This is a genomic window from Serratia sp. J2 (assembly GCF_046269175.1).
GTDB lineage: Bacteria > Pseudomonadota > Gammaproteobacteria > Enterobacterales > Enterobacteriaceae > Chania > Chania fonticola_C.
Genome location: NZ_JBKABN010000002.1, coordinates 24,557 through 50,322 on the forward strand (window position 1 = coordinate 24,557; position 25,766 = coordinate 50,322).

Consider the following 25,766-nt stretch of genomic DNA (forward strand, 5'->3'; position numbering starts at 1 on the left):
TGAAGATAACCCCGCCGTTTCTGTCATCAAATCCCTTTATTTTGCCGGCATAATCACACAGGAGAATTCGTAGATGAAACGCTCGCAACCTTCACCCGTTACTTTCGACAAAAATGATGTAGAAATTATTGCACGAGAGACGCTATACCGTGGTTTTTTTTCACTCGACTTATATCGCTTTCGCCATCGTCTGTTCAACGGCGAAATGAGCGGTGAGGTCACTCGCGAAGTTTTTGAGCGCGGCCATGCGGCGGTGTTGCTACCCTATGATCCCATCAGGGATGAAGTCGTGCTGGTTGAACAACTGCGGATCCCGGCCATCGATAGCTCAGCTTCTCCTTGGCTGCTGGAAATGGTTGCGGGTATGATCGAAACGGGAGAGAGCGTTGAAGACGTATGCCGCCGTGAAGCATTGGAAGAGGCTGGCGTGGTGGTGGGGCGCTGCAAGCCGGTGCTGAGCTATCTGGCCAGCCCTGGTGGCACCAGCGAACGTCTGTCTATTATGGTTGGTGAGGTTGACGCCCTGACGGCCGAAGGGATCCACGGATTGCCCGAAGAGCATGAAGATATCCGTGTCCACGTGGTCAGCCGCGAACAGGCTTACCGCTGGGTTGAAGAAGGCGCGATTGATAATGCCGCATCAGTGATTGCATTGCAGTGGCTGGCGTTGCACCATGAATCGCTTAAAGCAGAATGGGCCAACTAAATGCAAAAGCGCTATACCCCTGACTTCCCCGAAATGATGAGATTGTGTGAAACCAACTTCGCGCAATTGCGGCGTTTGATGCCGCGTAACGACGAAGTCGATGAAACCGTCACTTATCAGGTGAATGGCGCCCACTATCGTCTGACTATTGTTGAATCTACCCGTTACACTACGCTAGTGCAGATCGAGCAGACTGCGCCTGCGGTCAGCTACTGGAGCCTGCCTGCGATGACGGTGCGGCTGTACCACGACGCGATGGTTGCGGAAGTGTGTTCCAGTCAGCAGATCTATCGGTTTAAAGCGCGTTATGATTATCCGAACAAAAAGTTGCATCAACGTGACGAAAAGCATCAAATTAACCAGTTTCTTGCTGATTGGTTGCGCTACTGTTTAGCGCATGGAGCAATGGCGGTTCCGGCTTGTTAGGTCGACGGAGATAACAAAGGACACCATTTGGAAAGCCTGTTTAGACTGCCCGTGGCGAGTGGGGCCAAGGTCAGGATCCTACAAATAACTGATACCCACCTGTTTGCTGGCAAGAATGAGACCTTGCTTGGCATAAATACCTATGCCAGCTATCACGCGGTGCTGGATGCGGTGATCGCGCAGCAGCGTGAGTGCGACCTGATCGTGGCAACCGGCGATCTGGCGCAGGATCATTCCCAGGCGGCATACCGGCACTTTGCCGATGGCATCACCCGTTTGCCCGCGCCCTGTGTCTGGCTGCCGGGGAACCACGATTTTCAGCCTGCGATGGTAGATGCGCTGGCCGCAGCCGGTATCTCACCTTCCAAGCAGGTGCTGCTGGGGGACAACTGGCAGGTGTTATTGCTGGATAGCCAGGTGTTTGGCGTGCCGCACGGCGAGCTGAGTGAATACCAGCTGGAGTGGATGGAACGTTGTCTGGAGGCTCATCCAGAGCGCTACACGCTGCTGTTACTGCATCACCATCCGTTGCCTTCCGGCTGCACCTGGCTTGATCAACACAGTTTGCGTAACCCGCATACGCTGGCGGCCGTGCTGTGGCGCTATCCGAAAGTGAATACCTTGCTGTGCGGGCATATCCACCAGGAATTGGATCTGGGTTGGCACGGGCGTCGGCTGTTGGCCACGCCGTCCACCTGCGTGCAATTCAAGCCGCACTGCACCAATTTTACGATCGACGACGTTTCCCCAGGTTGGCGCTATCTCGACCTGTTGCCAGATGGCCGGGTGGAAACCCAGGTATTCCGGCTGGAAAACGATGACTTCCGCCCCGACATGGATTCGGACGGCTACTGATGCCTTCAACCTTACTTTACCTGCACGGTTTCAACAGCTCGCCGCTTTCGGCCAAGGCCACGGCTTTCAAAGCCTGGCTGGCGGAAAATCATCCCCATATCGACATGCTGGTACCGCAGTTGCCGCCCTACCCGGCGGAGGCGGCGGAAATGCTGGAAGATATGGTGATGGCGCGGGCAGGCCAGACGATGGGCGTCGTAGGCTCCTCGTTGGGCGGCTATTATGCCACCTGGTTATCGCAGTGTTTTGCGTTGCCAGCGGTAGTGGTAAACCCTGCGGTGAAGCCGTATGAGCTGTTGATCGACTATCTGGGGAGCAACGAGAACCCCTACACCGGGCAGCAATATGTGTTAGAGTCACGCCACGTTTATGATCTGAAAGTGATGCAGGTCGATCCCTTGGAGTCGCCGGATTTAATCTGGTTGCTACAGCAAACGGGCGATGAAATTCTCGATTACGGTCAGGCAGTGGCTTATTACACCGCCTGCCGGCAAACGGTGGAGTCGGGCGGAAACCACGCTTTCGTCGGTTTCGAGCACTACTTCCCCCAGATTGTGGATTTTTTAGGGCTATGACGCCGCAGCAACTTCAGCTATCACAGATATACTGAACAGGCAGCGGGCGATTTCGGCACCTTCCCTCAACCACGAAAAAATAATCAACGATGACTCAATCCAGCTATAACGCTGATGCCATTGAAGTACTCAGCGGTCTAGAACCAGTGCGCCGTCGTCCCGGTATGTATACCGACACGACGCGTCCGAACCACCTCGGCCAAGAGGTGATAGATAACAGCGTCGATGAAGCGTTGGCGGGCCATGCCAAGCGTATCGACGTGATCCTGCACGCCGATCAGTCACTGGAAGTGATCGACGACGGCCGCGGCATGCCGGTGGATATCCACCCTGAAGAAGGCGTACCGGCGGTTGAGTTGATCATGTGTCGTCTGCACGCGGGCGGTAAATTCTCCAACAAGAACTACCAGTTCTCCGGCGGCCTGCACGGCGTGGGGATTTCGGTGGTTAACGCCCTGTCCAAACGGGTGGAAGTCAACGTCAAGCGCGACGGTAACGTCTATAGCATCGCTTTTGAGAACGGCGACAAGGTGCAGGATTTGGCGGTGACCGGTAGCTGCGGCAAGCGCAACACCGGCACCAGCATTCACTTCTGGCCTGACGAGCAGTTCTTCGACAGCCCGCGCTTCTCGGTTTCCCGCCTGTCGCACCTGCTGAAAGCCAAAGCGGTGCTGTGCCCCGGCGTTGAAATCTACTTTATCGACAAGCTGAACAACACCGAGCAGCGCTGGTGCTACCAGGACGGCCTGACCGACTACCTGATGGAAGCGGTGAACGGCCTGATCACCCTGCCGGAAAAGGCGTTTGTCGGCAATTTTGCCGGTGATACCGAAGCGGTGGACTGGGCATTGCTGTGGCTGCCGGAAGGCGGGGAACTGCTGACGGAGAGCTACGTCAACCTGATCCCCACCATGCAAGGCGGCACGCACGTAAACGGCCTGCGCCAAGGGCTGCTGGATGCGATGCGCGAGTTCTGTGAATTCCGCAATATTCTGCCGCGCGGCGTGAAGCTGTCTGCGGAAGATATCTGGGATCGCTGTGCCTACGTGCTGTCGGTGAAAATGCAGGATCCGCAATTCGCGGGACAGACCAAAGAACGGCTCTCTTCCCGCCAGTGCGCGGCGTTTGTTTCCGGCGTGGTGAAAGATGCCTTCAGCCTGTGGCTGAATCAGAACGTCCAGGCGGCCGAGCAACTGGCCGAACTGGCGATCTCCAGCGCTCAACGTCGCCTGCGTGCGGCGAAGAAGGTGGTGCGTAAGAAGCTGACCAGTGGGCCTGCGTTACCGGGCAAATTGGCGGACTGCACCTCGCAGGATCTGAGCATGACCGAACTGTTCCTGGTGGAAGGGGACTCGGCGGGCGGCTCGGCCAAGCAGGCGCGCGATCGCGAATATCAGGCGATCATGCCGCTGAAGGGCAAGATCCTCAACACCTGGGAAGTTTCCTCAGACGAAGTGTTGGCCTCGCAGGAAGTCCATGATATCTCGGTGGCGATCGGCATCGATCCCGACAGTGAAGATCTCAGCCAACTGCGCTACGGCAAAATCTGTATCCTGGCGGATGCGGACTCCGATGGCCTGCACATCGCCACGCTGCTGTGTGCGTTGTTTGTGCGCCACTTCCGTTCGCTGGTAAAGGGTGGCCATGTGCACGTTGCGATGCCACCGCTATACCGTATCGACCTGGGCAAAGAAGTCTACTACGCCCTCGACGAGGAAGAGAAAGCCGGCGTGCTGGAGCAGTTGAAGCGTAAGAAAGGCAAGCCGAACGTACAGCGCTTTAAAGGGCTGGGTGAGATGAACCCGCTGCAACTGCGTGAAACGACGCTCGATCCCAACACTCGCCGTCTGGTGCAGTTGACCATCGATGACGAGAATACCGATCAGACCATGGCCATTATGGACATGCTGTTGGCGAAGAAGCGCTCGGAAGACCGCCGCAACTGGCTGCAAGACAAGGGCGATACCGCCGAGCTTTCAGTCTGATGCCTGTGGGGCCGCAACCGCGGCCCCACGTTTTGACATTGTGCCATCCCTGGCGCACTGCGTGCTGCGCCCGATAACCCAGGGCGGAATGCATGAAAATCACCCTCGAAGAACTATTGGCTTATACCTCCGTGATCGACAGCGGTTCGATTACCGCCGCCGCCGAGCAGCTTGGCCAAACCACCTCTGGCATCAGCCGGGCGCTGAGCCGTCTGGAAAAAAAACTCGATACCACGTTACTGCGCCGCACCACACGTCGTCTGGAATTGACCGAAGAGGGGCAGAGCTTTTTGGCCCATGCGCGGGAAATTATCAATTCGGTGGAACATGCCGAGGAGCAGATGGCGCTACGTCGTCTGAACCCGGCGGGCAGGCTGCGGGTTAACGCTGCCGCGCCCTTTATGGAGCATGTGATCGTGCCGCTGGTCGCCGGTTTCCGCCAACGTTTCCCACAGATTGAGCTGGAGCTGAACACCGATAATCTGATTATCGATCTGCTGGAGAAGCGCACCGATATCGCCATTCGTATTGGCGCATTGCGAGACTCCACCATCCACGCGCGCTTGCTGGGGGCCAGCCGGTTACGCATCCTTGCCAGCCCGGACTATATTGCCCGCTTTGGGGCACCGCAGAGTGTCGAAGAGCTAAACCACCATAGCCTGCTGGGCTTTACGCAGCCCGAGTCGCTCAATCTGTGGCCGCTGCGCCATCGGCAGGCGGAGCGCTTTGCCATTATCCCAACGCTATCAGCCTCTAGCGGCGAAACGCTGCGGCAACTGGCGCTACGGGGGGAAGGGATTGCCCAATTGGCCGATTTTATGACGCGGGAAGATCAGCGGGAAGGGCGTCTGGTTCAGTTGCTGGCGGCCGAAACGTTGGATGTCCGCCAGCCAATCAATGCGGTGTATTATCGCAATGCCCAGTTGGCCGCACGGATCACCTGTTTTCTAGACTATGTCAGCGCGCATATCACCGATGCACAGATGTGAGTCAGGCGTTATCCAGTACGTAAATGGTCGTATCCAGCACGCTGTCCTTGATGGTTTCACGGTGCTTGAGCATGTGATCCGTCTGTAGGTGTTGTTCCAGATGCGCCTGGCTCTGCCATTTTTCCAACATAAAGATCGAATCCGGCGAGCGCTTCTGCCACGGTGCCTGGGTGTCGGCGTCGATCATTGGCTGATAGCCGCCACAGCCTTCTTCCGCCAACACCGCTGGCAACAGCTTCTCAATCGCTTTTAATACGCTTTCACGATGACCCGGTCTGGTTCTGATTTCTGCAATTACGGTGATCATTACGGCCTCACTGGTTAAAGGTATGATTGATAAAACCCATCACAGTTAAGCAAAGACTTCGCCCAGATGTGCGCGCAAACGTGCGATATCGTTGGCAATATCCGGCTGTTTAATCACATCGTTGCAGATAAAGGTCGGCAGTGCTTCCATCCCCAGGAACTGGTTGGCCTTGTGAAAGTGCAGATAAACGCCGTCTACGCCCACGCCGTGGAAGAATTGGTCAGGGTCGGTAAAGGCTTCCAATGGGGCATTCCAGGTCAGGCTCAGCATGTAGGTCTTGCCTTGGATCAGCCCGCCAGAACCGTATTTTTTGCTGGCATCGGAACGGGTGCGGCCATCGCTGGCATACAGGCTGCCGTGGCCAGCGGTGAACACTTCGTCGAGATATTTTTTCAGGATCCAGGGCTCGCCCATCCACCAGCCTGGCATCTGGTAAATCACCGTATCGGCCCACAGGTATTTCTGCACTTCGGCGTCGATATCATAGCCGTCATCGACTACGGTGACCTGTACATCGTGCTTGGCATCGCGCAGGAAAGTTTCCGCTACGTCGCTCAGGGTCTGGTTCAGCTCACCGTTGGAGTGGCCGAATTGCTTCTTGGCGTTAATAATCAGGATATTGCTCATGGATGCTGGGTTCCTGTCAGAATGTAGAATGTGATGGCCGTAAGGCATATCGTTGAAACGGAGTGTAATCCTTCCTGAAGCAGGGAAAAATGCGATCTAGCGCACAACAGTGTTGACTGTGAGTCAAGAAAGGCGGCCACTGATGGCAAAACTTCGCATAAACCGGGGCGATCGCCAGCATCAATGGCCGATCCACGCAGCATCTGTGACAGCCACCCCGCAGATGGGTTACTATCGCGGGCAGAATCGACCCTTTGTCGTCTGAGGATATCTGAGTAATGAGCGAACTGACTCATGACGGTGTTGAGCGTCTACCGCTGCACACATTCACTGAAAACGCCTATCTGAACTATTCCATGTACGTCATCATGGATCGGGCGCTGCCGTATATCGGCGATGGTTTAAAGCCGGTACAGCGCCGCATTATCTATGCCATGTCGGAGCTGGGGCTTAGCAATAACGCCAAATTCAAAAAATCTGCCCGTACCGTCGGTGACGTATTGGGTAAGTATCATCCGCATGGTGATAGCGCCTGTTATGAAGCTATGGTGCTGATGGCGCAACCCTTCTCTTACCGTTACCCGCTGGTAGATGGCCAAGGGAACTGGGGGGCACCGGATGACCCTAAATCTTTCGCCGCGATGCGTTATACCGAATCGCGTCTGTCGAAATATGCCGAAGTGCTGCTGGGCGAGCTGGGCCAGGGCACCACGGACTGGGTGCCCAACTTCGACGGCACCATGCAAGAACCGAAGATGCTGCCTGCACGTCTGCCGAACATCCTGCTCAACGGGACGACCGGTATCGCGGTAGGGATGGCAACGGATATTCCACCGCATAACGTGCGTGAAATTGCCGCCGCGGCGGTAGCCCTGATCGACAAGCCTGGCTCATCGCTCGACGATTTGCTGGAGTTTGTGCAGGGGCCGGACTTCCCGACGGAAGCGGAAATTATTACCCCGCGCGAAGAGATCCGCAAAATTTACCAGAATGGCCGTGGCTCGGTACGCATGCGTGCCATCTGGAAGAAAGAAGACGGTAGCGCGGTGATCACCGCCTTGCCGCACCAAGTTTCAGGTGCCAAAGTGCTGGAGCAAATCGCCAGCCAGATGCGCGCCAAAAAGCTGCCGATGGTGGAAGATCTGCGCGATGAGTCCGACCACGAGAACCCGACCCGTCTGGTGATTGTGCCGCGCTCGAACCGTATCGATCTGGATCAGGTGATGAACCACCTGTTTGCCACCACCGATCTGGAGCGCAGCTACCGCATCAACATGAACATGATCGGTCTGGACAACCGCCCGCAGGTCAAAGGGCTGGTGGAGATCCTTTCCGAATGGCTGGTCTTCCGCCGTGATACGGTGCGCCGCCGCCTGAATTACCGCCTGGAAAAAGTGCTTAAACGGCTGCACATCCTGGAAGGTTTGCTGGTCGCGTTTCTCAATATCGACGAAGTGATCCACATCATTCGCAGCGAAGATGAGCCGAAGCCGGTGTTGATGCAGCGGTTTGGCATCTCCGATACCCAGGCCGAAGCGATCCTCGAGCTGAAGCTGCGCCATTTGGCCAAGCTGGAAGAAGTGAAGATCCGCGGCGAGCAGGATGAGTTGGCAAAAGAGCGCGATCATCTGCAGGCGCTGCTGGCTTCCGAGCGCAAGTTGAACAACCTGATCAAGAAAGAGATCCAGGCCGATGCGCAGGCTTATGGCGACGATCGTCGTTCACCGTTGACCGAACGTGAAGAAGCCAAGGCCATGAGCGAGCACGATTTTGTGCCTTCAGAGCCGGTGACGATTGTGCTGTCGCAAATGGGCTGGGTGCGTAGCGCCAAGGGCCACGATATCGATCCGAGCGGCCTGAGCTACAAGGCCGGGGATAGCTTCCTTGCCGCCGCGCGCGGCAAGACTAACCAGCCGGTGGTGTTCATCGATTCGACTGGCCGCAGCTATGCGCTCGATCCGCTGACGTTGCCTTCGGCACGTGGCCAGGGTGAACCGTTAACCGGCAAGCTGACGCCACCGCCGGGTGCCACCATCGAGCAGGTGCTGATGGCTGCGGACGATCAGAAGCTGCTGATGGCTTCCGATGCTGGCTACGGCTTCGTGTGTACCTTCAACGATCTGGTTGCACGCAACCGCGCCGGTAAGGTGATGATTACGCTGCCGGACAACGCCAAGGCACTGCCGCCGATGGAAATCCACGGCAGCGACGATATGCTGCTGTCTATCAGCGCCGCAGGTCGTATGCTGATGTTCCCGGTCGCCGATCTGCCACAGCTGTCGAAGGGCAAGGGCAACAAGATTATCTCGATACCGTCGGCGCAGGCCGCCAGCGGGGAAGATAAACTGGCCTGGCTGTTCGTACTGCCGCCGCAGACCTCGATCACCCTGCACGTGGGCAAACGCAAGCTGAAACTGCGCCCGGAAGATCTGCAGAAATTCCGCGCCGAGCGTGGCCGTAAGGGCACGTTGTTGCCACGTGGCCTGCAGCGTATCGATCGGGTTGAGGTGGATATGCCGGAGCGCGAATCGATGGGTGACAGCGAAGAGTAAATCTCAACGGTTTCGCAGAACGTAGGGGCGCAGCATACTGCGCCCGCTTAACTATCGATCAGACTTTTTTCTTGGTTTATTTTCTTAAGTTAGTTAATTTTTCCGGCTATAAATTTATTGTGCCGATCGCTGGCTGGCGGGAAAATAGAGAACTTAGAAGCGCCGTGCGTTCTTCTGCCTGCGCTCCTCATACAAAAAGAAATCTTCGCGGCCGCTCAGTGGCCGGGTTGGCAGTGTGCTAATGAGGTTGTTATGTTATTGATATTACGTGCGATCATTGTCACGGTCTATTGCCTGTTGGTGAGTTTTTTCGGTTCGTTATACTGTTTATTCAGTCCGCGTAACCCCCGCCATGTAGCGACCTTTGGCCATCTATTCGGCCGCTTGTCGACAGTGTTCGGCATCCAGGTTGAACTCCGCAAGCCTGCTGGCGCGGACAATAACGGCAAATGTATTTACATTGCCAACCATCAGAACAACTACGACATGGTGACGGTTTCTAATGCGGTACAGCCACGCACCGTGACCGTGGGCAAAAAAAGCCTGGTGTGGATCCCGTTTTTCGGCCAGCTTTACTGGTTGACCGGTAACCTGCTGATTGACCGGGATAACCGCGCTAAAGCCCATGGCACCATTGCTCAGGTGGTGGATGCCTTCAAGAAACAGGACATCTCGATCTGGATGTTCCCGGAAGGAACCCGTAGCCGTGGCCGTGGTTTACTGCCGTTTAAAACCGGTGCGTTCCACGCGGCGATCGCGGCCGGTGTGCCGATTGTGCCGATCTGTGTTTCTTCTACCGACAAAATCAAGCTGAACCGTTGGAACAACGGCCATGTGATTGTGGAGATGCTGGAACCTGTCGATACCAGTAATTACAGTAAAGAACAGGTGCGTGAGCTGGCGGCCCATTGTCGCGAGCTGATGAAGGCGAAGATTGACCAGTTGGATGCGGAAGTCGCCAAGTTAGACGCCGCCAAAAAATAATAGAACGCAGTTAGCTATTTTCATACGGCCTCATGCCGTTTATGCCCCGCTTTAGCGGGGCTTTGCACACGGTTCAGCTTTGTTTTCATGGAGAAGATATGTCACTCAGTCGACGTCAGTTTATTCAGGCATCGGGCTTGGCGCTATGCGCGGGAACCGTGCCGCTGAGGGCCGAAGCGAGCGGGATGCCAACTCCGTTACCGATCCCGCCACTGCTGGAATCCCGCCGTGGTCAGCCGCTGTTTTTAACCCTGCAACGTGCCCATTGGGCCTTTATGGACAACCGCAAAGCGTCCGTCTGGGGCGTCAACGGTATGTATCTGGGGCCGACGGTGCGGGTCTACAACGGTGACGACGTCAAACTGATCTACAGCAACCGCCTGCCCGAGCCGGTATCGATGACAGTCAGTGGGTTGCAGGTGCCAGGTACCCTGATGGGCGGTGCGCCGCGCATGATGTCGCCCAACGTTGACTGGTCGCCAGTTATCCCTATTCGTCAGGCTGCGGCCACCTGCTGGTATCACGCCAATACGCCGAACCGTATGGCGCCGCACGTTTACAACGGTCTGGCCGGCCTATGGCTGGTCGAGGATGAAATCAGTAAAAACCTGCCGCTGCCGAACCATTACGGTGTCGATGATTTCCCACTGATCATTCAGGATAAGCGCCTGGATAACTTCGGTACGCCGGAATACGATCCTCCGGCGCAGGGGGGCTTTGTTGGCGATACGCTGTTGGTCAACGGCGTGCAGAACCCGTTTATCGAAGTCTCACGTGGCTGGGTTCGCCTGCGCCTGTTGAATGCCTCAAACTCACGGCGCTATTCGTTGCAGCTTAGCGATGGGCGGCCGATCAACGTGATTGCCAGCGATCAGGGATTCCTGCCTGCACCGGTCGCGGTACAGCAACTTTCTCTGGCTCCAGGTGAGCGCCGCGAAGTGCTGATCGACATGTCGCAGGGGGCCGAAGTGACTCTCACCGCCGGTGAAGCGGCAGGGATCATGGATCGTCTGCGTGGCCTGTTTGAACCTTCCAGCATGCTGGTTTCCACCCAGGTACTGACGTTGAAACCGACAGGCCTGTTGCCGCTGGTCACCGACAATCTGCCGATGCGCCTGCTGGCAGATCAACTGCTGGATGGTAACGTCAGCCGCTCACGTGAATTCCGTCTGGGCGACAAGATGGCCGGGATCAACGGGGCTATCTGGGATATGAACCGCATCGACGTACAAACGATGCAGGGCACCTGGGAGCGTTGGACCATTCATGCCGATACGCCGCAGGCGTTCCACATTCAGGGCGTACAGTTCCTGATTAAGCGCGTCAATGGCGCGCAGCCGATGGCGGAAGATCGCGGCTGGAAGGATACCGTCTGGGTCGACGGCGACGTGGAGCTGCTGGTGTACTTCAACCAGGTTTCCTCGGAGCACTTCCCGTTCCTGTTCTACAGCCAGACGTTGGAAATGGCCGATCGCGGTTCGACCGGCCAGTTTGTGGTTCAGGCTTCCGCTTAAACAGCCCCGGGCGTTCGCAGCATTTTCAGGAACGCCTTCACCACCGGTGTGGCACTTTCGGCGTGGTAGATCGCATACAGATCCGCCGAAGGGGCCGCCTGCAACGGGCAGAAGCGTACGCCCGGCCAGGGTATGCGCCCGTAGCTGTCCGGCAGTAACGTAATACCAAAGCCTTCCGCCACCAGCGCCATCAGGGTTTGCGGTTCATTAACCTGATGGACGATGTCCGGCGCAAAGCCATGTTGCAGACACAGGTTGTGCAGATACAGCCCCAGGCTGGCCTCGTTGGGCGGCAGCACGATAAATTTGTCATGCTCCAGGGCTTGCAGTTGGATTTCTTCCCCGGTTGCCAGTGGATGCCCCGTTGGCAGCACCACCGAGATCTTCTCCCGCGCCAATAATTGACAGGCCAGCCCCGGCAGCGCCTGTTGTTTTGCCTCACGCCAGACCCCGATATCGATATGCCGCTTCTGCAATGAGACGATCTGCTGGCTGGGAGTTTGTTCATTCAACGTCCAGGTGACCTTCTCTTCCTGCCCGGTAAAGCGTTTTAGTGCCGGGATCAAACCGCCCCAGACAGAGGTGCCTACCATGCCAATCACCATATGGCCGGCCTCGCCACGGCCCAGTTGCTGCACCTGATTGAGCGCATTGCCCGCCTGATCGAGCAACGTTTCGACGTTATGGAACAGCGTGCGGCCAGCCTGCGTCAGCGCCATGGAGCGGGTGGTGCGTTTGAACAGTTCCACCCCCAGCTGGCTTTCCAGCTCTTTGATATGTTTGCTGAGCGGTGGTTGGGACATGTTCAGCCGCTGTGCGGCCTGGGTAAAGTTCATCTCCTCCGCCACCACGCGGAAATAGTGCAGCAGGCGAAAGTTGATCCGGCTAGGGTCGGGTAGTGGCTTTTTCATGGTTTTTCGGGCCTCCCGATGCAGGGTATTTATAGGTAAACAGAATAAATCAGCGGGCAACAATGTATTGGTCGCCACCCGCTGTCGCTCTCTACTATGGGGATCAGGCTGTGTCCCTTAATTGCACATGAGCGCCGCTGGAGGTCATTTGGACGCGTTGCAAGGCACGAGCCGTGAAGTTTGGTGGGCCCAAATAAGCGGGGAGAAACGCAGATACGCGTCCAAATGGCCCCAGCCCTAAGGGTCGCGCCCCAAAAGCCCGTACTCAGCGTTGTCGGGCTTGAACTTAGCCCACTAGGCCCTGCACCCTCCGCCTTGATTACGGGCTTTTGGGGCTGCGACGGCACCATGGTCAATTAAGGGACACAGCCTAATTCATCCCCCTACAGAAGAGAATACTATGTTTAATCAAGATGATGCTTTTTCTTGTGCCGACGTGCTGCGGACCAGACTACCCGGCTTTCAACCTCGCGCTGCATTGATTTTGGGATCGGGGCTGGGGGCACTGGCAGACGTAATGACTGACGCCGTGACCATCGACTATACCGAACTTCCGGGTTTCCCGGTGAGCGGCGTAGTGGGCCATGCAGGGCAACTGGTGGCGGGCTGGTTGGAAGGTGTGCCAGTGTTGTGCATGAAAGGGCGCGGACATTTCTATGAGGGCCGTGGCATGCAGGTGATGACCACCGCCGTGCGCACCTTCAAACTGCTGGGTTGTGAATTCCTGCTGGCGACCAATGCTGCTGGTTCACTGCGTAAATCGGTCGCCCCGGGTAGCCTGGTGGCGCTGACCGACCACATCAACTTTATGCCGGAATCCCCGCTGGTGGGTGCTAACGACGAGCGTTTTGGTCCACGCTTCTTCAGCCTGGCTAACGCCTACGATCGAGACCTGCGTGCGCAGCTGGCGGCGGTAGCGGCCAAAGCCGGTATCCCACTGGCAGAAGGGGTGTTTGCCGCCTACACCGGCCCGAACTTTGAAACCCCGGCCGAGATCCGCATGATGCAGACGCTGGGTTGTGACGTGGTGGGGATGTCGATCGTGCCAGAAGTGCTTTCGGCCCGGCACTGCGGCCTGAAAGTGTTGGTGGTTTCAGCGATGACCAACTATGCCGAAGGGTTATCCGATACGCCGCTTTCCCATGAGCAGACGCTGAGCTGTGCCGCGCTGGCGGCAGACGACTTTATGCGCCTGATCCGTGAGTTCTTCAAAACGCTGTAATCCTTATTTCCATCTGACTACCCCGCGGCAAGCCCCTACCTTGCCGCGTAAATCACAACAATAAGGTGATGGTAATGGCAATAAAAACACGATTGAAGGTGATGATTTTTCTCCAGTTCTTTATCTGGGGCACCTGGTTGGTGACGTTGGGTTCCTACATGATCAACACCCTGCACTTCAGCGGGGCGCAGGTTGGTATGGTGTACAGTTCGAAGGGGATCGCCGCGCTGATCATGCCAAGCCTGGCCGGGATCATTGCCGATCGCTGGATCAAGGCCAACCGTCTGTATGGCCTGTGTCATCTGCTGGGGGCGGTGGCGTTGTACTACGCCGCACAGGTCGATCAGCCGATGGTGATGTTCTGGGTCATGCTGTTCAACGCGATGGTCTATATGCCCACCATGGCGCTTTCCAACGCTATCTCTTACTTCTGCCTGGAAAAGCACGGTTTTGATACGGTCAAGGATTTCCCGCCGGTGCGGGTTTATGGCACCGTGGGCTTTATTCTGGCGATGTGGCTAATCAGCTTTAGCCGCATTGAACTGAGCAATATGCAGTTGTATCTGGCTTCCGCGGTGTCGCTGCTATTGGCAATCTACTCCCTGACGTTGCCAAATTGCCCGACCAACAAGGTGAAACGCTCGCAAAGCTGGGTCAGCATGTTGGGGCTGGATGCATTCGTGCTGTTCAAGCAAAAACGCATGGCGGTGTTCTTCCTGTTTGCCATGTTGCTGGGAGCGGCGCTGCAAATCACCAATACCTTCGGCAATCCGTTCCTGCACGATTTCTCGCTTAACCCGCTGTATCAGGACAGCCTCAGCGTGCGCTATCCTTCGGTGCTGCTCTCCCTGTCGCAAATCTCTGAGGTGTTTTTCATCCTCACCATCCCGTTCTTCCTGCGGAGATATGGCATCAAGCAGGTGATGCTGATCAGCATGGCGGCCTGGACGTTACGTTTCCTGTTCCTGGCCTACGGTACGCCTGCCGGGTTCGGCTTCCTATTGCTATTGCTTTCAATGATCGTTTACGGCTGCGCGTTTGATTTCTTCAATATTTCCGGCGCCATCTTTGTGGAGAAAGAAACCGACCACCGCATCCGTGCCAGCGCTCAGGGGCTGTTTATGACCATGGTCAACGGTGCAGGGGCTTACGTTGGAGCCATCGCCAGCGGCGAGGTTGTGGACTTCTTCACCCATAACGGGGTGAAAGATTGGCAGAGTATCTGGCTGGTGTTTGCCGCCTATACGCTGGTGCTGGGGGTGATTTTTGCCCTGTCTTTCAACTACCAACATCGGCCGGAAGCGATGAGCGGCGAACTGCAGAAGGCGCATTAAGGTAAAACACAGGGGCTGAGTTCAGCCCCTGAGATATCAGGCAGGGAAACGCTGTTGCAGTTGTTGCCAGTCTGGAGCTCCGGCGGCACCACGGCTGGCGACCACGCAGGCGGCCACGCGGTTGGCAAGATCGACCGCTTGTACCAACGGCAGGCCAGCGGAAAGTCCGGCTAGCAAACCCGCGCAGTGGGCATCCCCCGCGCCGATGGTATCAACGACGTCAACCGGGTAAACGGGCACATGCTGCGGTTCATTGCGGCCATCACAGACCCAGGCACCGTCACGATCCAACCGGCAGATCAGGGTAATGTTATGCGCTGTGGCATAACGTTGTGCGGCGCTGACGGCGTCGCCTTCCCCACACAAGATCGCGACTTCGTCGCGGTTGAGGGTGAGCAAGGTGTGGCTATCGCTAAGCATGGCGAAAAACTCTTCACCTAGTTGATCGACGCGCGGGCCGGGATCCAGCAGCCGCCACTGATCGAACGGCAGGCGGGTAAGCCAGTCTCTCAGTGCTTCACCGGGTTCTCCCACCAGTTCATAGCCGTTGGCATAGACCACCGTTTCTGGCGTTAGCGGCAGGGTGGCCAGTTGCGCCTTATTCCAATGGGCTTCACAACCGGTCACGGTAACAAAAGTACGTTCACCGTTGGGTTCCACCAACGCCAGGCACCAACCATTATCCAGTTGGCCGTGGCGTAGCAGCACCGGCAGATCCAGTTCCTGCATGGCGGCTTCGATGGCCGCTCCCCAGTCTCCGCTACCAACCGGCATACCGTTAATCACGGGGACATCCAGGCGGCGTAGCGCCCGTGCTACGTTGAAGGCGCAACCGCCAATCTGCCGCTCTTGTGGCTGCGCTTCGATATCTTCACCGCTGGCTGGCAGCTTTGGCAGCGTGAGAACTACGTCACCTACGGCACCGCCTACCACCAGAATGGGTTTTACTGCGACAAATTCACTCATTGCTGTCCTTTGTTACTTGCCAGATAGAGGCCATAGGCAACCAGGCTGACCAGGAAGGAAACGAACAGCCCCAGGCTGGAATCAGCGAACAGGCCTTTAGCCAATGGGCCATCGATAAAGCCGGTTTTGGTCACCAAGAGTCCGCACAAGGCGCCGAGGAACCAGCAGAATAGTGGGACCTTACGCACGCCCCGGTTCTGGCCGTTCAGACCGTACAGGGCATTACCGTCGTAACCATGATGACGGCGCACTTTAGCATAATCGAGAATGAAAATGGCTTCCCAGGCGGCAAGGAATACCCCACAGAACACCAGGAAAGAGATAAATGGCCCCATAAAGTCGCCAGAAATAAACAGCACATAGATGGCGATGCCAAGGATCACCACGGCGTCAATGGAGACGGCCAGCGATTGTTTCACCTTCACGCCTAGCGTTAGCAGGTTAAGACTGGCGGAGTAGAGGCTGAGCACGGCAATAGTGACGATACCGGCGGTCGCGGCCAACAGATAAGGGATGGCCATCCACTTTGGCAGTACCGAGCCGATTAACGCAATCGGGTTGGCGGCGCTGGCCAGATCCGGCAGTTGTACCGAAAGCAGAATGCCGGTGAACATCAGCAGGATCAGGGGCAGACAGGCACCGCCCACTACGGCGGCAAAGATGCTTTTATCTGAAGATTCTGGGCTTTGATAACGGCTGTAATCGGCCCCGGCAATGGCCCAGCTGATACCGGTACCTGCTGCGATCACCGAAACGGCAGGCAGGAAGCCGGTCAACCAACTGCCGGAAGGCAGTGACAGCACTTTGCCCCATTCGGTGGTAAAGACGATATACAGCACCACAATCAGCGTCATGGTGCCGAATATCCGGCTGAACCAGCTCTGCATCCAGACTACCGTGTTCTGGCCCAGCAGGCTGACTACGATGGTCAAGCCACCAAACAGCAACAGGCTGAAAGCGGTAAGGGAGTGGCTTTCACCCAGGCCTATGGCCTGGAACAGCGCCGCCAGGGTGAGTGTGCCGGTGATGACGTTCACCGCTTCCCAACCCATCAGGTTGATCCAACTGAAGGTGGTGGGGGCAATGTTGCCCTTCAGGCCAAAAATCACCCGCGATAAGGTCAAAGTAGAGGTACGGCCACGTTTGCCGGCGAAGCTGGTATAACCGACCAAAGCAAAGCTGGCTACCCCGACCAATGCGGCCAGGATGGACTGGATAAAGGACAGGCCAAACGCGACAATAATTGCCCCGTACACCACGCCAAGAATGCCGATGTTGGCGGCAGACCATATCCAGAACAGCTCGAGCGGTTTACCTGTCTGCTCAGCATCCGGTACGCGATCGATGCCTGTGCTTTCTACTTTCCATGTCTCACTGCGGTTGATTTCACTCATAGTGCGATTTATTCCTGTTTTCGCAGCCTAAGGAGAGCGGCCGCGTAGGGCTCAAAATCTATTTGATTGGCGCTATTGATCGTGGCAATCCACTCCGCCGGGAAGGCGGTTACGCCGCGTAAGGCTCCGCAGATTGCCGTTGCCATGGCACCAATGGTATCGGTATCTCCACCCAGATTGGCGGCCAGGATCGCACAACGTTGCGGATCGGTGTCTGCCAGTTCAACCAGTGCCAACGCCATCGGGATTGACTCGATAGTGTCCATCCCGGCACCGACGGTATGGTAAAGCTCCGCCAATGCTTCGCTATCCGGCAGATGGCCCAGGTTAGCGGTGAACTCCAGCGCCCAAACCAGACGGCGGCTGAGCGAAGGGCTGAAGGTGGTGATATGTTGCTGTTGCACCTGCTCTACCCGTGCGGGCAGTTCTTGCTTGATGGTGGCCCAATCCGCACCTTCGACAGCCCGGCTAACGGCCCAGGCAATGGCAAAAGCGCCAGCTACGGCGATATCCGATTTGTGGGTCGGGCTGCAAGACAGCCTTACCGCTGTGATAAAGGCTGGCAAATCGCCGCTTGGCAGCAGGCAACCTAACGGAGCTACACGCATGGCCGCTCCATTGGTCACGCCGTTAGCGGCGATCTCTGCTACCGGCGTACCGGCGCGGAACGCCAACAGCGCGGCTTTGGAGCTGGGGCCGAGGATATTTTTCTCAAAGGCTCCGATCCGTTCTGCCCACAGCATGATGTGGTGAGCTATACGTTCCGGCTCGACCCGGCCCTCTGCGGCCAACAGCGCATCCATCAAGGCCACTGCCTGCTGGGTGTCATCCGTGTATTCCCCGGCGATAAAGCCGTTTGCTGCGATATTTTCTGCCGGGCCAGGCAGGAAGCTGGTGATCCAACCAAAATAATCACCAACCTGCTGCCTTGGCCACAGTTCTGACGGCATCCCCATCGCATCGCCTACGGCTTGCCCATAGAGCGCCCCGAGTATGGCGTGGTGAGGATTTTTTATATTTTTCATTTATATGGGTGTTCCCTGGTGTTGGTGCTAACCGATGCAAAACATCAGTGTCGCTAATGTTAGTCGTAAAATAGATCCAATTAAAGTCCAATAGTTGAAAAATGTGATTCCAATCTAAGTCCAATGCAAGCGCGCATGATGTAATTACCTTGAATGTGACAAATATGGTAAAAACGAGGCGGTTGAGGAATGCGAACAAATCAGAGGTGGGTCCGATGAATGATTTTATTGCCTGGCTGCGTCAGCAGTTTTCACAGGCAGCGGCGGCACCACGTTACATCCAGTTGGCGAACTCCCTCGAAATTGCCATTAAACAGCGTGTCTTGGGCGTTGGCGATTTTTTACCGCCGGAACGCATGCTGGCTGAAGCATTGGATCTGTCACGCGTTACCGTCAGTAAGGCGATGAGGTTGCTGGAAGAAAAAGCGCTGGTCTCACGCCAACAGGGCATTGGTACTCGAGTGGCTATGCACATCGGCTATTCCCTCAATCAGGATAACGGCTTTACCGCGCAGGTTTTGCGCAGTGGCAGCAGCGTCAGTAACCAATGGCTGTTGCGTTCCTGCATAAAGGCACCCAGCGAGGTAGCCAAGGCGCTGGAGTTGGCAAGCGACAGTATCGTGGTCAAGCTACGTCGCCTGCGGTTGATGGATGGCAATCCGGTGTCGTTGGAAACCACCTATATCCCGACCCGTTTTCTGCCCGATCCCGAAGAGCTGGAACACTCGCTGTATGCCCTATGGAAGTCGCGAGGTATTGTGCCAGAGGGCAGGCATTTTTTATTGAAGGCGGTTGCCAGCAGTGACGAAAACGCCAGCTTGCTCAATGTGCAAAGCGGCACACCGCTGTTACGCATTGTCCAGACCAGCCGCAACGCCCAGGGCGAAGTGCTGGAGTTCAGCGAAACGCTGTGCCGCAGCGATGTGTACGAGTTTGAGGTCAAAAGCTGAGTTATCTGAGAAATAACCATGCTCTTTTGGCGGCGAGTGCGTATAATCGCCGCCCGGCGATAAATTAACCTGCACAAGAGCACCCGAATGAGCACTACCAGCCTGATCCAACCCGAACGTGAATTGTTCTCCTACGAGCCTTATTGGGCCGAATGTTTTGGCCCCGCGCCGTTTTTACCGATGTCGCGTGAGGAGATGGACCAATTAGGCTGGGATAGCTGTGATGTGATTGTGATCAGCGGGGACGCTTACGTCGATCACCCAAGCTTTGGCATGGCGATTGTGGGCCGCATGCTGGAGGCTCAGGGCTTCCGTGTGGGGATCATTGCCCAGCCGGACTGGAGCAACAAAGAAGACTTTATGCGTTTGGGTAAACCGAACCTGTTCTTCGGTGTGACCGCTGGCAATATGGACTCGATGATCAACCGCTATACCGCCGATCGTAAGCTGCGTCATGACGATGCCTATACCGCCGGTAACGTGGGCGGCAAACGCCCGGATCGCGCCACGCTGGTTTATAGCCAACGCTGTAGAGAAGCCTATAAAGATGTGCCCGTCATCCTGGGCGGTATCGAAGCCAGTCTGCGCCGTATTGCCCATTATGATTACTGGTCGGATACCGTGCGCCGCTCGGTCCTGGTGGACTCCAAGGCTGATATGCTGATCTATGGCAACGGCGAACGTCCGCTGGTGGAGTTGGCGCATCGCCTGGCGGCGGGTGAAAAAATTCAGGATATCCACGATATCCGTAACACCGCAGTGATGCGTAAAGGGGCCATGCCGGGCTGGAGCGGGGTGGATTCCACTCGCCTGGACAAGCCGGGCCGTATCGAGCCAATTCCTAATCCTTACGGTGAAGATTTGCCCTGTGCCGACGGCAGCACGCCAGAGCCAGAGGCCAAGCCGGTCACCGTACGTGCCGCCAAGCCCAAGCCGTGGGAAAAAACCTACGTGCTGTTGCCTTCCTTCGAGAAGGTGAAGGCGGACAAGGTGCTGTATGCCCACACTTCGCGCATCCTGCATCATGAAACCAACCCTGGCTGCGCCCGTGCGTTAATGCAAAAACATGGCGACCGCTACGTGTGGATCAACCCACCGGCGATCCCGCTCACCACCCCGGAAATGGACAGCGTGTTTGCCCTGCCGTATCAGCGTGTGCCACACCCATCCTATGGCGAAGAGCGCATCCCGGCCTACGATATGATCCGCTTCTCGGTGAACATTATGCGTGGTTGCTACGGTGGCTGTTCGTTCTGTTCAATCACCGAGCATGAAGGGCGCATTATCCAGAGCCGTTCGGAAGACTCGATCGTGCGTGAAATCGAAGAGATCCGCGACAAGGTGCCGGGCTTTACCGGGGTGATCTCCGATCTGGGTGGCCCAACGGCCAACATGTATATGTTGCGCTGCACCAACCCGCGTGCCGAGCAAACCTGCCGCCGTGCTTCCTGTGTGTATCCGGAAATCTGTACCTATATGGATACCAACCATGAGCCGACCATCAAACTTTACCGCCGCGCCCGTGAGCTGGAAGGGATCAAGAAGATCCTGATCGCCTCCGGGGTGCGTTACGATCTGGCGGTTGAAGATCCGCGCTATATCAAGGAACTGGCGACCCATCACGTGGGCGGCTATCTGAAGATCGCGCCGGAGCATACCGAAACCGGGCCATTGTCCAAGATGATGAAGCCGGGGATGGGGAGCTACGATCGTTTCAAGCAGCTGTTCGATCAGTATTCCAAACAGGCAGGTAAAGAGCAGTATCTGATCCCTTATTTCATCTCCTCGCATCCGGGCACCCGCGATGAGGACATGGTGAATCTGGCGCTGTGGCTGAAGAAAAACCGTTTCCGTCTCGATCAGGTACAGAACTTCTACCCGTCGCCAATGGCGAACTCCACCACCATGTATTACAGCGGCAAGAACCCGTTGGGTAAGGTGGGATATAAGAGTGAAGACGTGTTTATTCCGAAGGGCGATCGCCAGCGCCGCCTGCATAAGGCATTGTTGCGCTATCACGATCCGCTTAACTGGCCGCTGATCCGTACGGCGTTGGAAGAGATGGGGATGAAGCACCTGATTGGTGGCCGTCGCGAATGCCTGGTGCCAGCACCAAGCATCGACGAACAGCGCGAGGCCAAGCGCTTACAGCGGCATACCCGCCCTGCGTTGACCAAGCACACGGACATTACCCGCCAGCGCACACCGTCCAACAAGCCACCGCGCAAGCCTATCCGCAACGGTAAGGCCTGATAGAGCAGGGAGCCCAAGTGGCTCCCTTTCTTTTATCCCCTAGAGGGGGTATTCCATACATTATCCCTTGGTGAGGATATTATTTTGTTATCCCTTTCAGGGAAGACTCTATGGAGCTAGCTATTGCCAGGCTACAAACTGTTATACGCCGCCTCGACCTTCAGCATATAGCGCGGTGCCTGCGGAGACGGATGATACTGGCGCACATGCCAGTGAAAGGCTTCCGGTGACAGGCTGTTGATCATTCTGATGGCTTTTTGGCGATCGCTGGAGAAGGTACGTAGCAAGGCTCCCGCGCCGTTGGCATAAGCCACCTCAGTGGCATAGCGGCGGGTCACCGGATCGTCAATCCATTTCAGTTGCTGCTGTTGCAGCGCCCCGATATAGGCCGCCCCCAGATCGATATTGGTTTCTGGATCCAACAGGTCGTCATCATCCGGGCAGCCGCGTTTGCCTTTAAAACGGTAGGCATCACAACCGGCGGTGTTCGCCTTAAGCTGCATCAGGCCGATGGCGTTGGAAGGGCTGACAGCTTTAGGGTTAAAGCCGGACTCTACCTGAATAATGGCGGCGATCAGCTTGCGATCGATTTTGTATTCGTCGGCCGCGTCTTCGATTTCATCGTCATAGGCGTGAGGATTGTGGCTGGTGCGCTGGTGCTTGCTGGAACAGCCTGCCAGCACCAATAGCATTAACACCATGGTCAGGCGCGGCAAAGATGAGAAAGAGAAAGTCATGAAACTCCAAGCTGCTGTGATCGGATTGCTGCGCCATATCATAGCGTCAGCGACCGATAAGATCTTGGGTTAAGAGTCAATTAACGCGAGAGGCTACCAACAATATAGCAACGGGGCCGACAGTGCGGCCCCGCCATGTTTACAGAGAATCAGGATCCGGTCCCAGGCGGTTGCCGATATCCAGCTTGGTGATTTCGCCCAGTTCGTCCTTATCCAGTTTGAAATCAAACACCTCAAAGTTTTCGCGAATGCGTGCTGGCGTAACCGATTTCGGGATCACGATCAGGCCGCTGTCCAGATGCCAGCGCACGACGATCTGTGCAGGCGTCTTGTTGTACTTCTCCGCCAGCTTCTTGATCAGGGGTTGATCAAAGACGCCTTCACCCCCTTGCGCCAACGGGCTCCAGGATTCGGTGGCGATATGGTGGGTGGCATTCCAGGCGCGCAGCTGGCGCTGTTGCAGCAGCGGGTGCAGTTCGATCTGGTTGATCACCGGCGCGACGCTGGTTTCATCCAGCAGGCGTTGCAGATGTGGTGTGTGGAAGTTACAGACGCCGATGCTTTTCACCAGCCCTTGCTCACGCAGTTTGATCAAGCCGCGCCAGGCTTCGACATACTGATCCTGTGCCGGTTTCGGCCAGTGGATCAGATAGAGATCGACGTAATCCAGCTTCAGCTTTTTCAGGCTGGTTTCCAGTGCTGCCTGCGGATTGCCCTGATCGTCGTTCCACAGCTTGGTGGTGATAAATAGCTCTTCACGTGGGATCGAGGTAGCTTGCAGCGCGGCACCTACCCCTTCCTCATTTTTGTAAATCGCGGCGGTATCGATGGAGCGATAGCCGACTTCCAGCGCCTTGGTGACGGCCTGCGTGGTTTCTTCAATGCTGGCTTGCCATACGCCGAGACCCAATTGCGGCATCAGATTACCATCGTGGAGTTTGATGATGGGTTGCATGCGTTATCTCCTTATGACTGCTTTCAGGCCAAGGCCTGCTTACATGAATTTTAGTTCGCCACCTCAGTGCTTGCCGAGTTTGCGACCTCAAGCGTGCATATCCAGTACGATACGGTAACGGGCCTTGCCCGCCTCCAGATGCGCGATGGCATCGTTGACCTTGCTCAATGGAAAATGTTCTACCTGCGGCTCTATGCCATGGCGGGCGCAGAAGGCCAGCATGTCAGCCAGGCGTGAAGGGGCGCCGGTAGGCGAAGCGGAAAGTTCAGCCTGTTTGCTGATAAACGAGAACACCTGAACGGGTACCGGGTCGGGGATCGCCCCAACGAAGTGCAGGCGGCCTTTCGGGGCCAAGGTACCGATAAAGGCGTCCCAATCTAAAGAGGCGCTGGCGGTGACCAGAATAAAGTCGAGTTGATTGGCAATGGCCTGTAATGCGGCGCTGTCATTGCTTGCCACTACGCGGTGAGCTCCCAACGAAAGTGCTTCGTCGCGTTTGCTGTTGGATGAGGTGAAGGCGGTGACTTCACAGCCCCAGGCGTGCATAAAGCGGATCGCCATGTGACCCAGGCCGCCAATACCGACCACGCCAACGCGCTGTGTCGGGCGGACATCGTATTGCAATAGTGGGTTGAACACCGTGATCCCACCGCAGAACAGCGGCCCGGCACTGGTCACGTCAACGCCTTCCGGCAGTGGGATCGCCCAGGCCCAGTGGCTGCGGATGCGATCGGCAAAACCGCCGTGGCGACCAATAATGGTAGGTTGTACCTCGTTGCACAGATGCTGATCCCCAGACATACAGGGGTGACAGTGCATACAGCTGCCGCGATTCCAGCCAACGCCCACCACCTGGCCAATCTTCAGCCCTTTGTTCTGCGCATGGGCACCCAACTTGGTGACTTTACCCACCACCTCATGGCCGGGTACGAACGGGTAGTGGGTCATGCCCCATTCATTGTTCAGCATGGAGAGATCGGAGTGGCAGACGCCACAGTAATCAATAGCAACTTCAATCTCATCGTCGCCTAATGCACCGGCGTCGAAGGTAAAAGGTTCAAGCGGCTGTCCCTCGCCGGGCGCGGCCCAGGCACGAATGCTATTGTCAGATACGGAGCTGGATTGATTCGCCATAAAATTCTCCCATGGGTTAACGAGACGATGTTATGCGATGCGATCGAAAGCGCGGATAAGGCGCACAACCGTGCCCGATGATCGGTCGGGCACGGTAAGTAGAAACTAAAGCCTAGCAGGAAACTGTGATGTTGCGATGAAATCGTGTGCTGGCAATTAGCGTGCCGCTTGATAAATGCGTTGGCTGACTTCCAGTGTAATATCCCCATGCTCGCCCAGCGCGGTCATACCGTGCTGATGCAATTTGTCGAGCAGCGCAGGGATAGAGCTACCGTCGAGTTGATAATCAGACAGGCGGGTTGGCACGCCCATTTGCTCAAAGAAGGCACGGGTGGCGGCGATTGCACCGTCGATACGGCTTTCTTCGGAACCCTCACGCAGGCCCCAGACGCGATCGGCGTACTGCAGTAGTTTTTCGCGTTTCTGGGCTTTTTTCTCTACCAGCAAGGCAGGCAGGACGACGGCCAGGGTTTGCGCATGATCCAGACCGTGCATGGCGGTCAGTTCATGGCCGAGCATATGCGTTGCCCAGTCTTGTGGCACACCGGCACCGATCAGGCCGTTCAGCGCCATGGTGGCACTCCACATCACGTTGGCACGCACCGCATAGTTTTCCGGTTCGGCCAGCGCACGTGGGCCATCTTCGATCAACGTTAACAGCAGGCCTTCGGCAAAGCGATCCTGCACCTTGGCATCGACCGGGTAAGTCAGGTATTGCTCAATGGTGTGGACAAAGGCGTCCACTACGCCGTTGGCGATTTGGCGCGGTGGCAGTGAATAGGTCACCACCGGATCGAGCACGGCGAACAGAGGCTGCACCAGCGGTGAGAAGAAGTGCTGTTTGTCACCGCTGCTTTTACGGGTGATCACCGCGCCGCTGTTGGACTCGGAGCCTGTCGCTGGCAAGGTCAGCACGCAACCCATCGGTACTGCGCTGACGATCTCGCTGCCCACGGTTTTCAGGATATGCCACGGATCGCGATCGGCCTGGTAGTCGGCCGCCGCCGCGATGAATTTGGTGCCATCAACCACCGAGCCACCGCCGACTGCCAGCAGGAAGTCGATCTTTTCTGCCCGCACGATTTCTACCGCTTTCATTAGGGTTTCATAGGTCGGGTTAGGCTCGATACCGGAGAACTCCTGCACGTTACGGCCAGCCAGCGCAGCATAGACCTGATCCAGTACGCCGTTGTTCTTCACGCTGCCACCGCCGTAGGTGATCAGGATGCGGGCGTCTGCCGGGATTTGTTTGCCTAATTCGGCAATCTGGCCTTTACCGAACAGGATTTTGGTTGGGGTGTGGAGGATGAAGTTTTGCATTATCGTATTCTCTTTTCGTGTCAGGGAAGCGCCAGCGGCGCAAAA

At 56.6% G+C, this 25,766-nt stretch carries 24 protein-coding genes; 14 read left to right on the plus strand and 10 right to left on the minus strand.

Going from position 1 to position 25,766, the window contains the following annotated elements; genetic code table 11:
• The first annotated feature begins 73 nt into the window (after nucleotides 1–73).
• The 6 genes from nudF (at nucleotide 74) to ACKWMY_RS02130 (ending at nucleotide 5,536) form a co-directional block, all read left to right on the plus strand.
• Nucleotides 74–706 (plus strand): ADP-ribose diphosphatase, encoded by a 633-nt coding sequence (nudF, locus tag ACKWMY_RS02105; RefSeq protein WP_074031225.1) that lies wholly within the window; start codon nucleotides 74–76, stop codon nucleotides 704–706.
• Nucleotides 707–1,132 carry a DUF1249 family protein gene (locus tag ACKWMY_RS02110; RefSeq protein WP_021179514.1) on the plus strand — a complete coding sequence of 142 codons (426 nt, stop codon included), beginning with the start codon at nucleotides 707–709 and terminating at the stop codon, nucleotides 1,130–1,132.
• A gap of 27 nt (nucleotides 1,133–1,159) precedes the next feature.
• On the plus strand, nucleotides 1,160–1,987 hold the full coding sequence (gene cpdA, locus ACKWMY_RS02115; RefSeq protein WP_024529152.1) for a 3',5'-cyclic-AMP phosphodiesterase: 828 nt from the start codon (nucleotides 1,160–1,162) through the stop codon (nucleotides 1,985–1,987).
• Nucleotides 1,987–2,562, plus strand: a complete 576-nt coding sequence (yqiA, locus tag ACKWMY_RS02120; RefSeq protein ID WP_065684669.1) for an esterase YqiA — start codon at nucleotides 1,987–1,989, stop codon at nucleotides 2,560–2,562. Before cpdA ends, yqiA begins: the two co-directional genes overlap by 1 nt.
• Before the next feature lie 89 nt (nucleotides 2,563–2,651).
• Nucleotides 2,652–4,547: a DNA topoisomerase IV subunit B gene (parE, locus tag ACKWMY_RS02125; RefSeq protein ID WP_021179517.1), complete on the plus strand. Its 1,896-nt coding sequence runs from the start codon at nucleotides 2,652–2,654 to the stop codon at nucleotides 4,545–4,547.
• Nucleotides 4,548–4,639: 92 nt separating this feature from the next.
• Nucleotides 4,640–5,536, plus strand: a complete 897-nt coding sequence (locus ACKWMY_RS02130; RefSeq protein WP_211134501.1) for a LysR family transcriptional regulator — start codon at nucleotides 4,640–4,642, stop codon at nucleotides 5,534–5,536.
• A gap of 1 nt (nucleotide 5,537) precedes the next feature.
• Here ACKWMY_RS02130 and ACKWMY_RS02135 read toward each other — a convergent pair whose 3' ends face one another.
• Together ACKWMY_RS02135 and ACKWMY_RS02140 are read right to left on the minus strand one after the other, a co-directional pair.
• The gene (locus ACKWMY_RS02135; RefSeq protein ID WP_024529149.1) at nucleotides 5,538–5,843 is read right to left on the minus strand and encodes a putative quinol monooxygenase; all 306 of its coding nucleotides are present in this window, start codon (nucleotides 5,841–5,843) and stop codon (nucleotides 5,538–5,540) included.
• A gap of 45 nt (nucleotides 5,844–5,888) precedes the next feature.
• Nucleotides 5,889–6,470, minus strand: coding sequence for an NAD(P)H-dependent oxidoreductase (locus ACKWMY_RS02140; protein WP_024529148.1), 582 nt, complete (start codon nucleotides 6,468–6,470; stop codon nucleotides 5,889–5,891).
• 142 nt (nucleotides 6,471–6,612) lie between these two features.
• Between ACKWMY_RS02140 and ACKWMY_RS02145 the strand changes: the two genes are divergently transcribed.
• The 4 genes from ACKWMY_RS02145 to ftsP all read left to right on the plus strand — a co-directional run bounded on the left by ACKWMY_RS02145 (nucleotide 6,613) and on the right by ftsP (nucleotide 11,520).
• Nucleotides 6,613–6,735: a hypothetical protein gene (locus tag ACKWMY_RS02145; RefSeq protein WP_409485816.1), complete on the plus strand. Its 123-nt coding sequence runs from the start codon at nucleotides 6,613–6,615 to the stop codon at nucleotides 6,733–6,735.
• A gap of 13 nt (nucleotides 6,736–6,748) precedes the next feature.
• Complete coding sequence (parC, locus tag ACKWMY_RS02150) at nucleotides 6,749–9,022, plus strand: DNA topoisomerase IV subunit A (protein ID WP_024529147.1); 2,274 nt, start codon at nucleotides 6,749–6,751, stop codon at nucleotides 9,020–9,022.
• A gap of 252 nt (nucleotides 9,023–9,274) precedes the next feature.
• On the plus strand, nucleotides 9,275–10,006 hold the full coding sequence (locus ACKWMY_RS02155; protein WP_065684664.1) for a 1-acylglycerol-3-phosphate O-acyltransferase: 732 nt from the start codon (nucleotides 9,275–9,277) through the stop codon (nucleotides 10,004–10,006).
• Between the two features lie 98 nt (nucleotides 10,007–10,104).
• Nucleotides 10,105–11,520 (plus strand): cell division protein FtsP, encoded by a 1,416-nt coding sequence (gene ftsP / locus ACKWMY_RS02160; protein WP_024529145.1) that lies wholly within the window; start codon nucleotides 10,105–10,107, stop codon nucleotides 11,518–11,520.
• Here ftsP and ACKWMY_RS02165 read toward each other — a convergent pair.
• Nucleotides 11,517–12,431 (minus strand): LysR family transcriptional regulator, encoded by a 915-nt coding sequence (locus ACKWMY_RS02165; protein WP_024529144.1) that lies wholly within the window; start codon nucleotides 12,429–12,431, stop codon nucleotides 11,517–11,519. The two genes, ftsP and ACKWMY_RS02165, sit on opposite strands and share 4 nt — an antisense overlap.
• 400 nt (nucleotides 12,432–12,831) lie before the next feature.
• Here ACKWMY_RS02165 and xapA point away from each other — a divergent pair, with 400 nt between their 5' ends.
• Entirely contained in the window at nucleotides 12,832–13,653 is an 822-nt protein-coding gene (xapA, locus tag ACKWMY_RS02170) for a xanthosine phosphorylase (RefSeq protein WP_024529143.1), read from the plus strand.
• Nucleotides 13,654–13,727: 74 nt separating this feature from the next.
• Nucleotides 13,728–14,987, plus strand: coding sequence for a nucleoside permease (locus tag ACKWMY_RS02175; RefSeq protein WP_409485817.1), 1,260 nt, complete (start codon nucleotides 13,728–13,730; stop codon nucleotides 14,985–14,987).
• A gap of 36 nt (nucleotides 14,988–15,023) precedes the next feature.
• Here ACKWMY_RS02175 and ACKWMY_RS02180 read toward each other — a convergent pair whose 3' ends face one another.
• From ACKWMY_RS02180 to ACKWMY_RS02190, 3 genes are read right to left on the minus strand one after another with little or no spacing between them, the layout of a single operon-like run.
• On the minus strand, nucleotides 15,024–15,953 hold the full coding sequence (locus ACKWMY_RS02180; protein ID WP_199063197.1) for a PfkB family carbohydrate kinase: 930 nt from the start codon (nucleotides 15,951–15,953) through the stop codon (nucleotides 15,024–15,026).
• Entirely contained in the window at nucleotides 15,950–17,347 is a 1,398-nt protein-coding gene (locus ACKWMY_RS02185; RefSeq protein WP_199063198.1) for a purine-cytosine permease family protein, read from the minus strand. The genes ACKWMY_RS02180 and ACKWMY_RS02185 overlap by 4 nt, the downstream gene beginning before the upstream one ends.
• A gap of 8 nt (nucleotides 17,348–17,355) precedes the next feature.
• Nucleotides 17,356–18,372 (minus strand): ADP-ribosylglycohydrolase family protein, encoded by a 1,017-nt coding sequence (locus ACKWMY_RS02190; RefSeq protein WP_409485818.1) that lies wholly within the window; start codon nucleotides 18,370–18,372, stop codon nucleotides 17,356–17,358.
• A 215-nt stretch (nucleotides 18,373–18,587) separates the two neighbouring features.
• Between ACKWMY_RS02190 and ACKWMY_RS02195 the strand changes: the two genes are divergently transcribed.
• Together ACKWMY_RS02195 and ACKWMY_RS02200 are read left to right on the plus strand one after the other, a co-directional pair.
• Nucleotides 18,588–19,322, plus strand: coding sequence for a GntR family transcriptional regulator (locus ACKWMY_RS02195; RefSeq protein WP_024529138.1), 735 nt, complete (start codon nucleotides 18,588–18,590; stop codon nucleotides 19,320–19,322).
• A gap of 87 nt (nucleotides 19,323–19,409) precedes the next feature.
• A complete protein-coding gene (locus ACKWMY_RS02200) occupies nucleotides 19,410–21,575 on the plus strand; it encodes a YgiQ family radical SAM protein (protein WP_021179531.1) in 2,166 nt (721 codons plus the stop codon).
• A gap of 131 nt (nucleotides 21,576–21,706) precedes the next feature.
• Here the strand turns inward: ACKWMY_RS02200 and ACKWMY_RS02205 are convergent, their stop codons facing one another.
• The 4 genes from ACKWMY_RS02205 to yqhD all read right to left on the minus strand — a co-directional run bounded on the left by ACKWMY_RS02205 (nucleotide 21,707) and on the right by yqhD (nucleotide 25,721).
• Nucleotides 21,707–22,312, minus strand: coding sequence for a transglycosylase SLT domain-containing protein (locus ACKWMY_RS02205; RefSeq protein WP_024529135.1), 606 nt, complete (start codon nucleotides 22,310–22,312; stop codon nucleotides 21,707–21,709).
• Between the two features lie 139 nt (nucleotides 22,313–22,451).
• Nucleotides 22,452–23,267 (minus strand): 2,5-didehydrogluconate reductase DkgA, encoded by an 816-nt coding sequence (gene dkgA / locus ACKWMY_RS02210; protein WP_024529134.1) that lies wholly within the window; start codon nucleotides 23,265–23,267, stop codon nucleotides 22,452–22,454.
• 87 nt (nucleotides 23,268–23,354) lie between these two features.
• Nucleotides 23,355–24,401 (minus strand): NAD(P)-dependent alcohol dehydrogenase, encoded by a 1,047-nt coding sequence (locus ACKWMY_RS02215; RefSeq protein WP_409485819.1) that lies wholly within the window; start codon nucleotides 24,399–24,401, stop codon nucleotides 23,355–23,357.
• A 156-nt stretch (nucleotides 24,402–24,557) separates the two neighbouring features.
• Nucleotides 24,558–25,721 (minus strand): alcohol dehydrogenase, encoded by a 1,164-nt coding sequence (yqhD, locus tag ACKWMY_RS02220; RefSeq protein ID WP_024529132.1) that lies wholly within the window; start codon nucleotides 25,719–25,721, stop codon nucleotides 24,558–24,560.
• Between the last annotated feature and the right edge of the window lie 45 nt (nucleotides 25,722–25,766).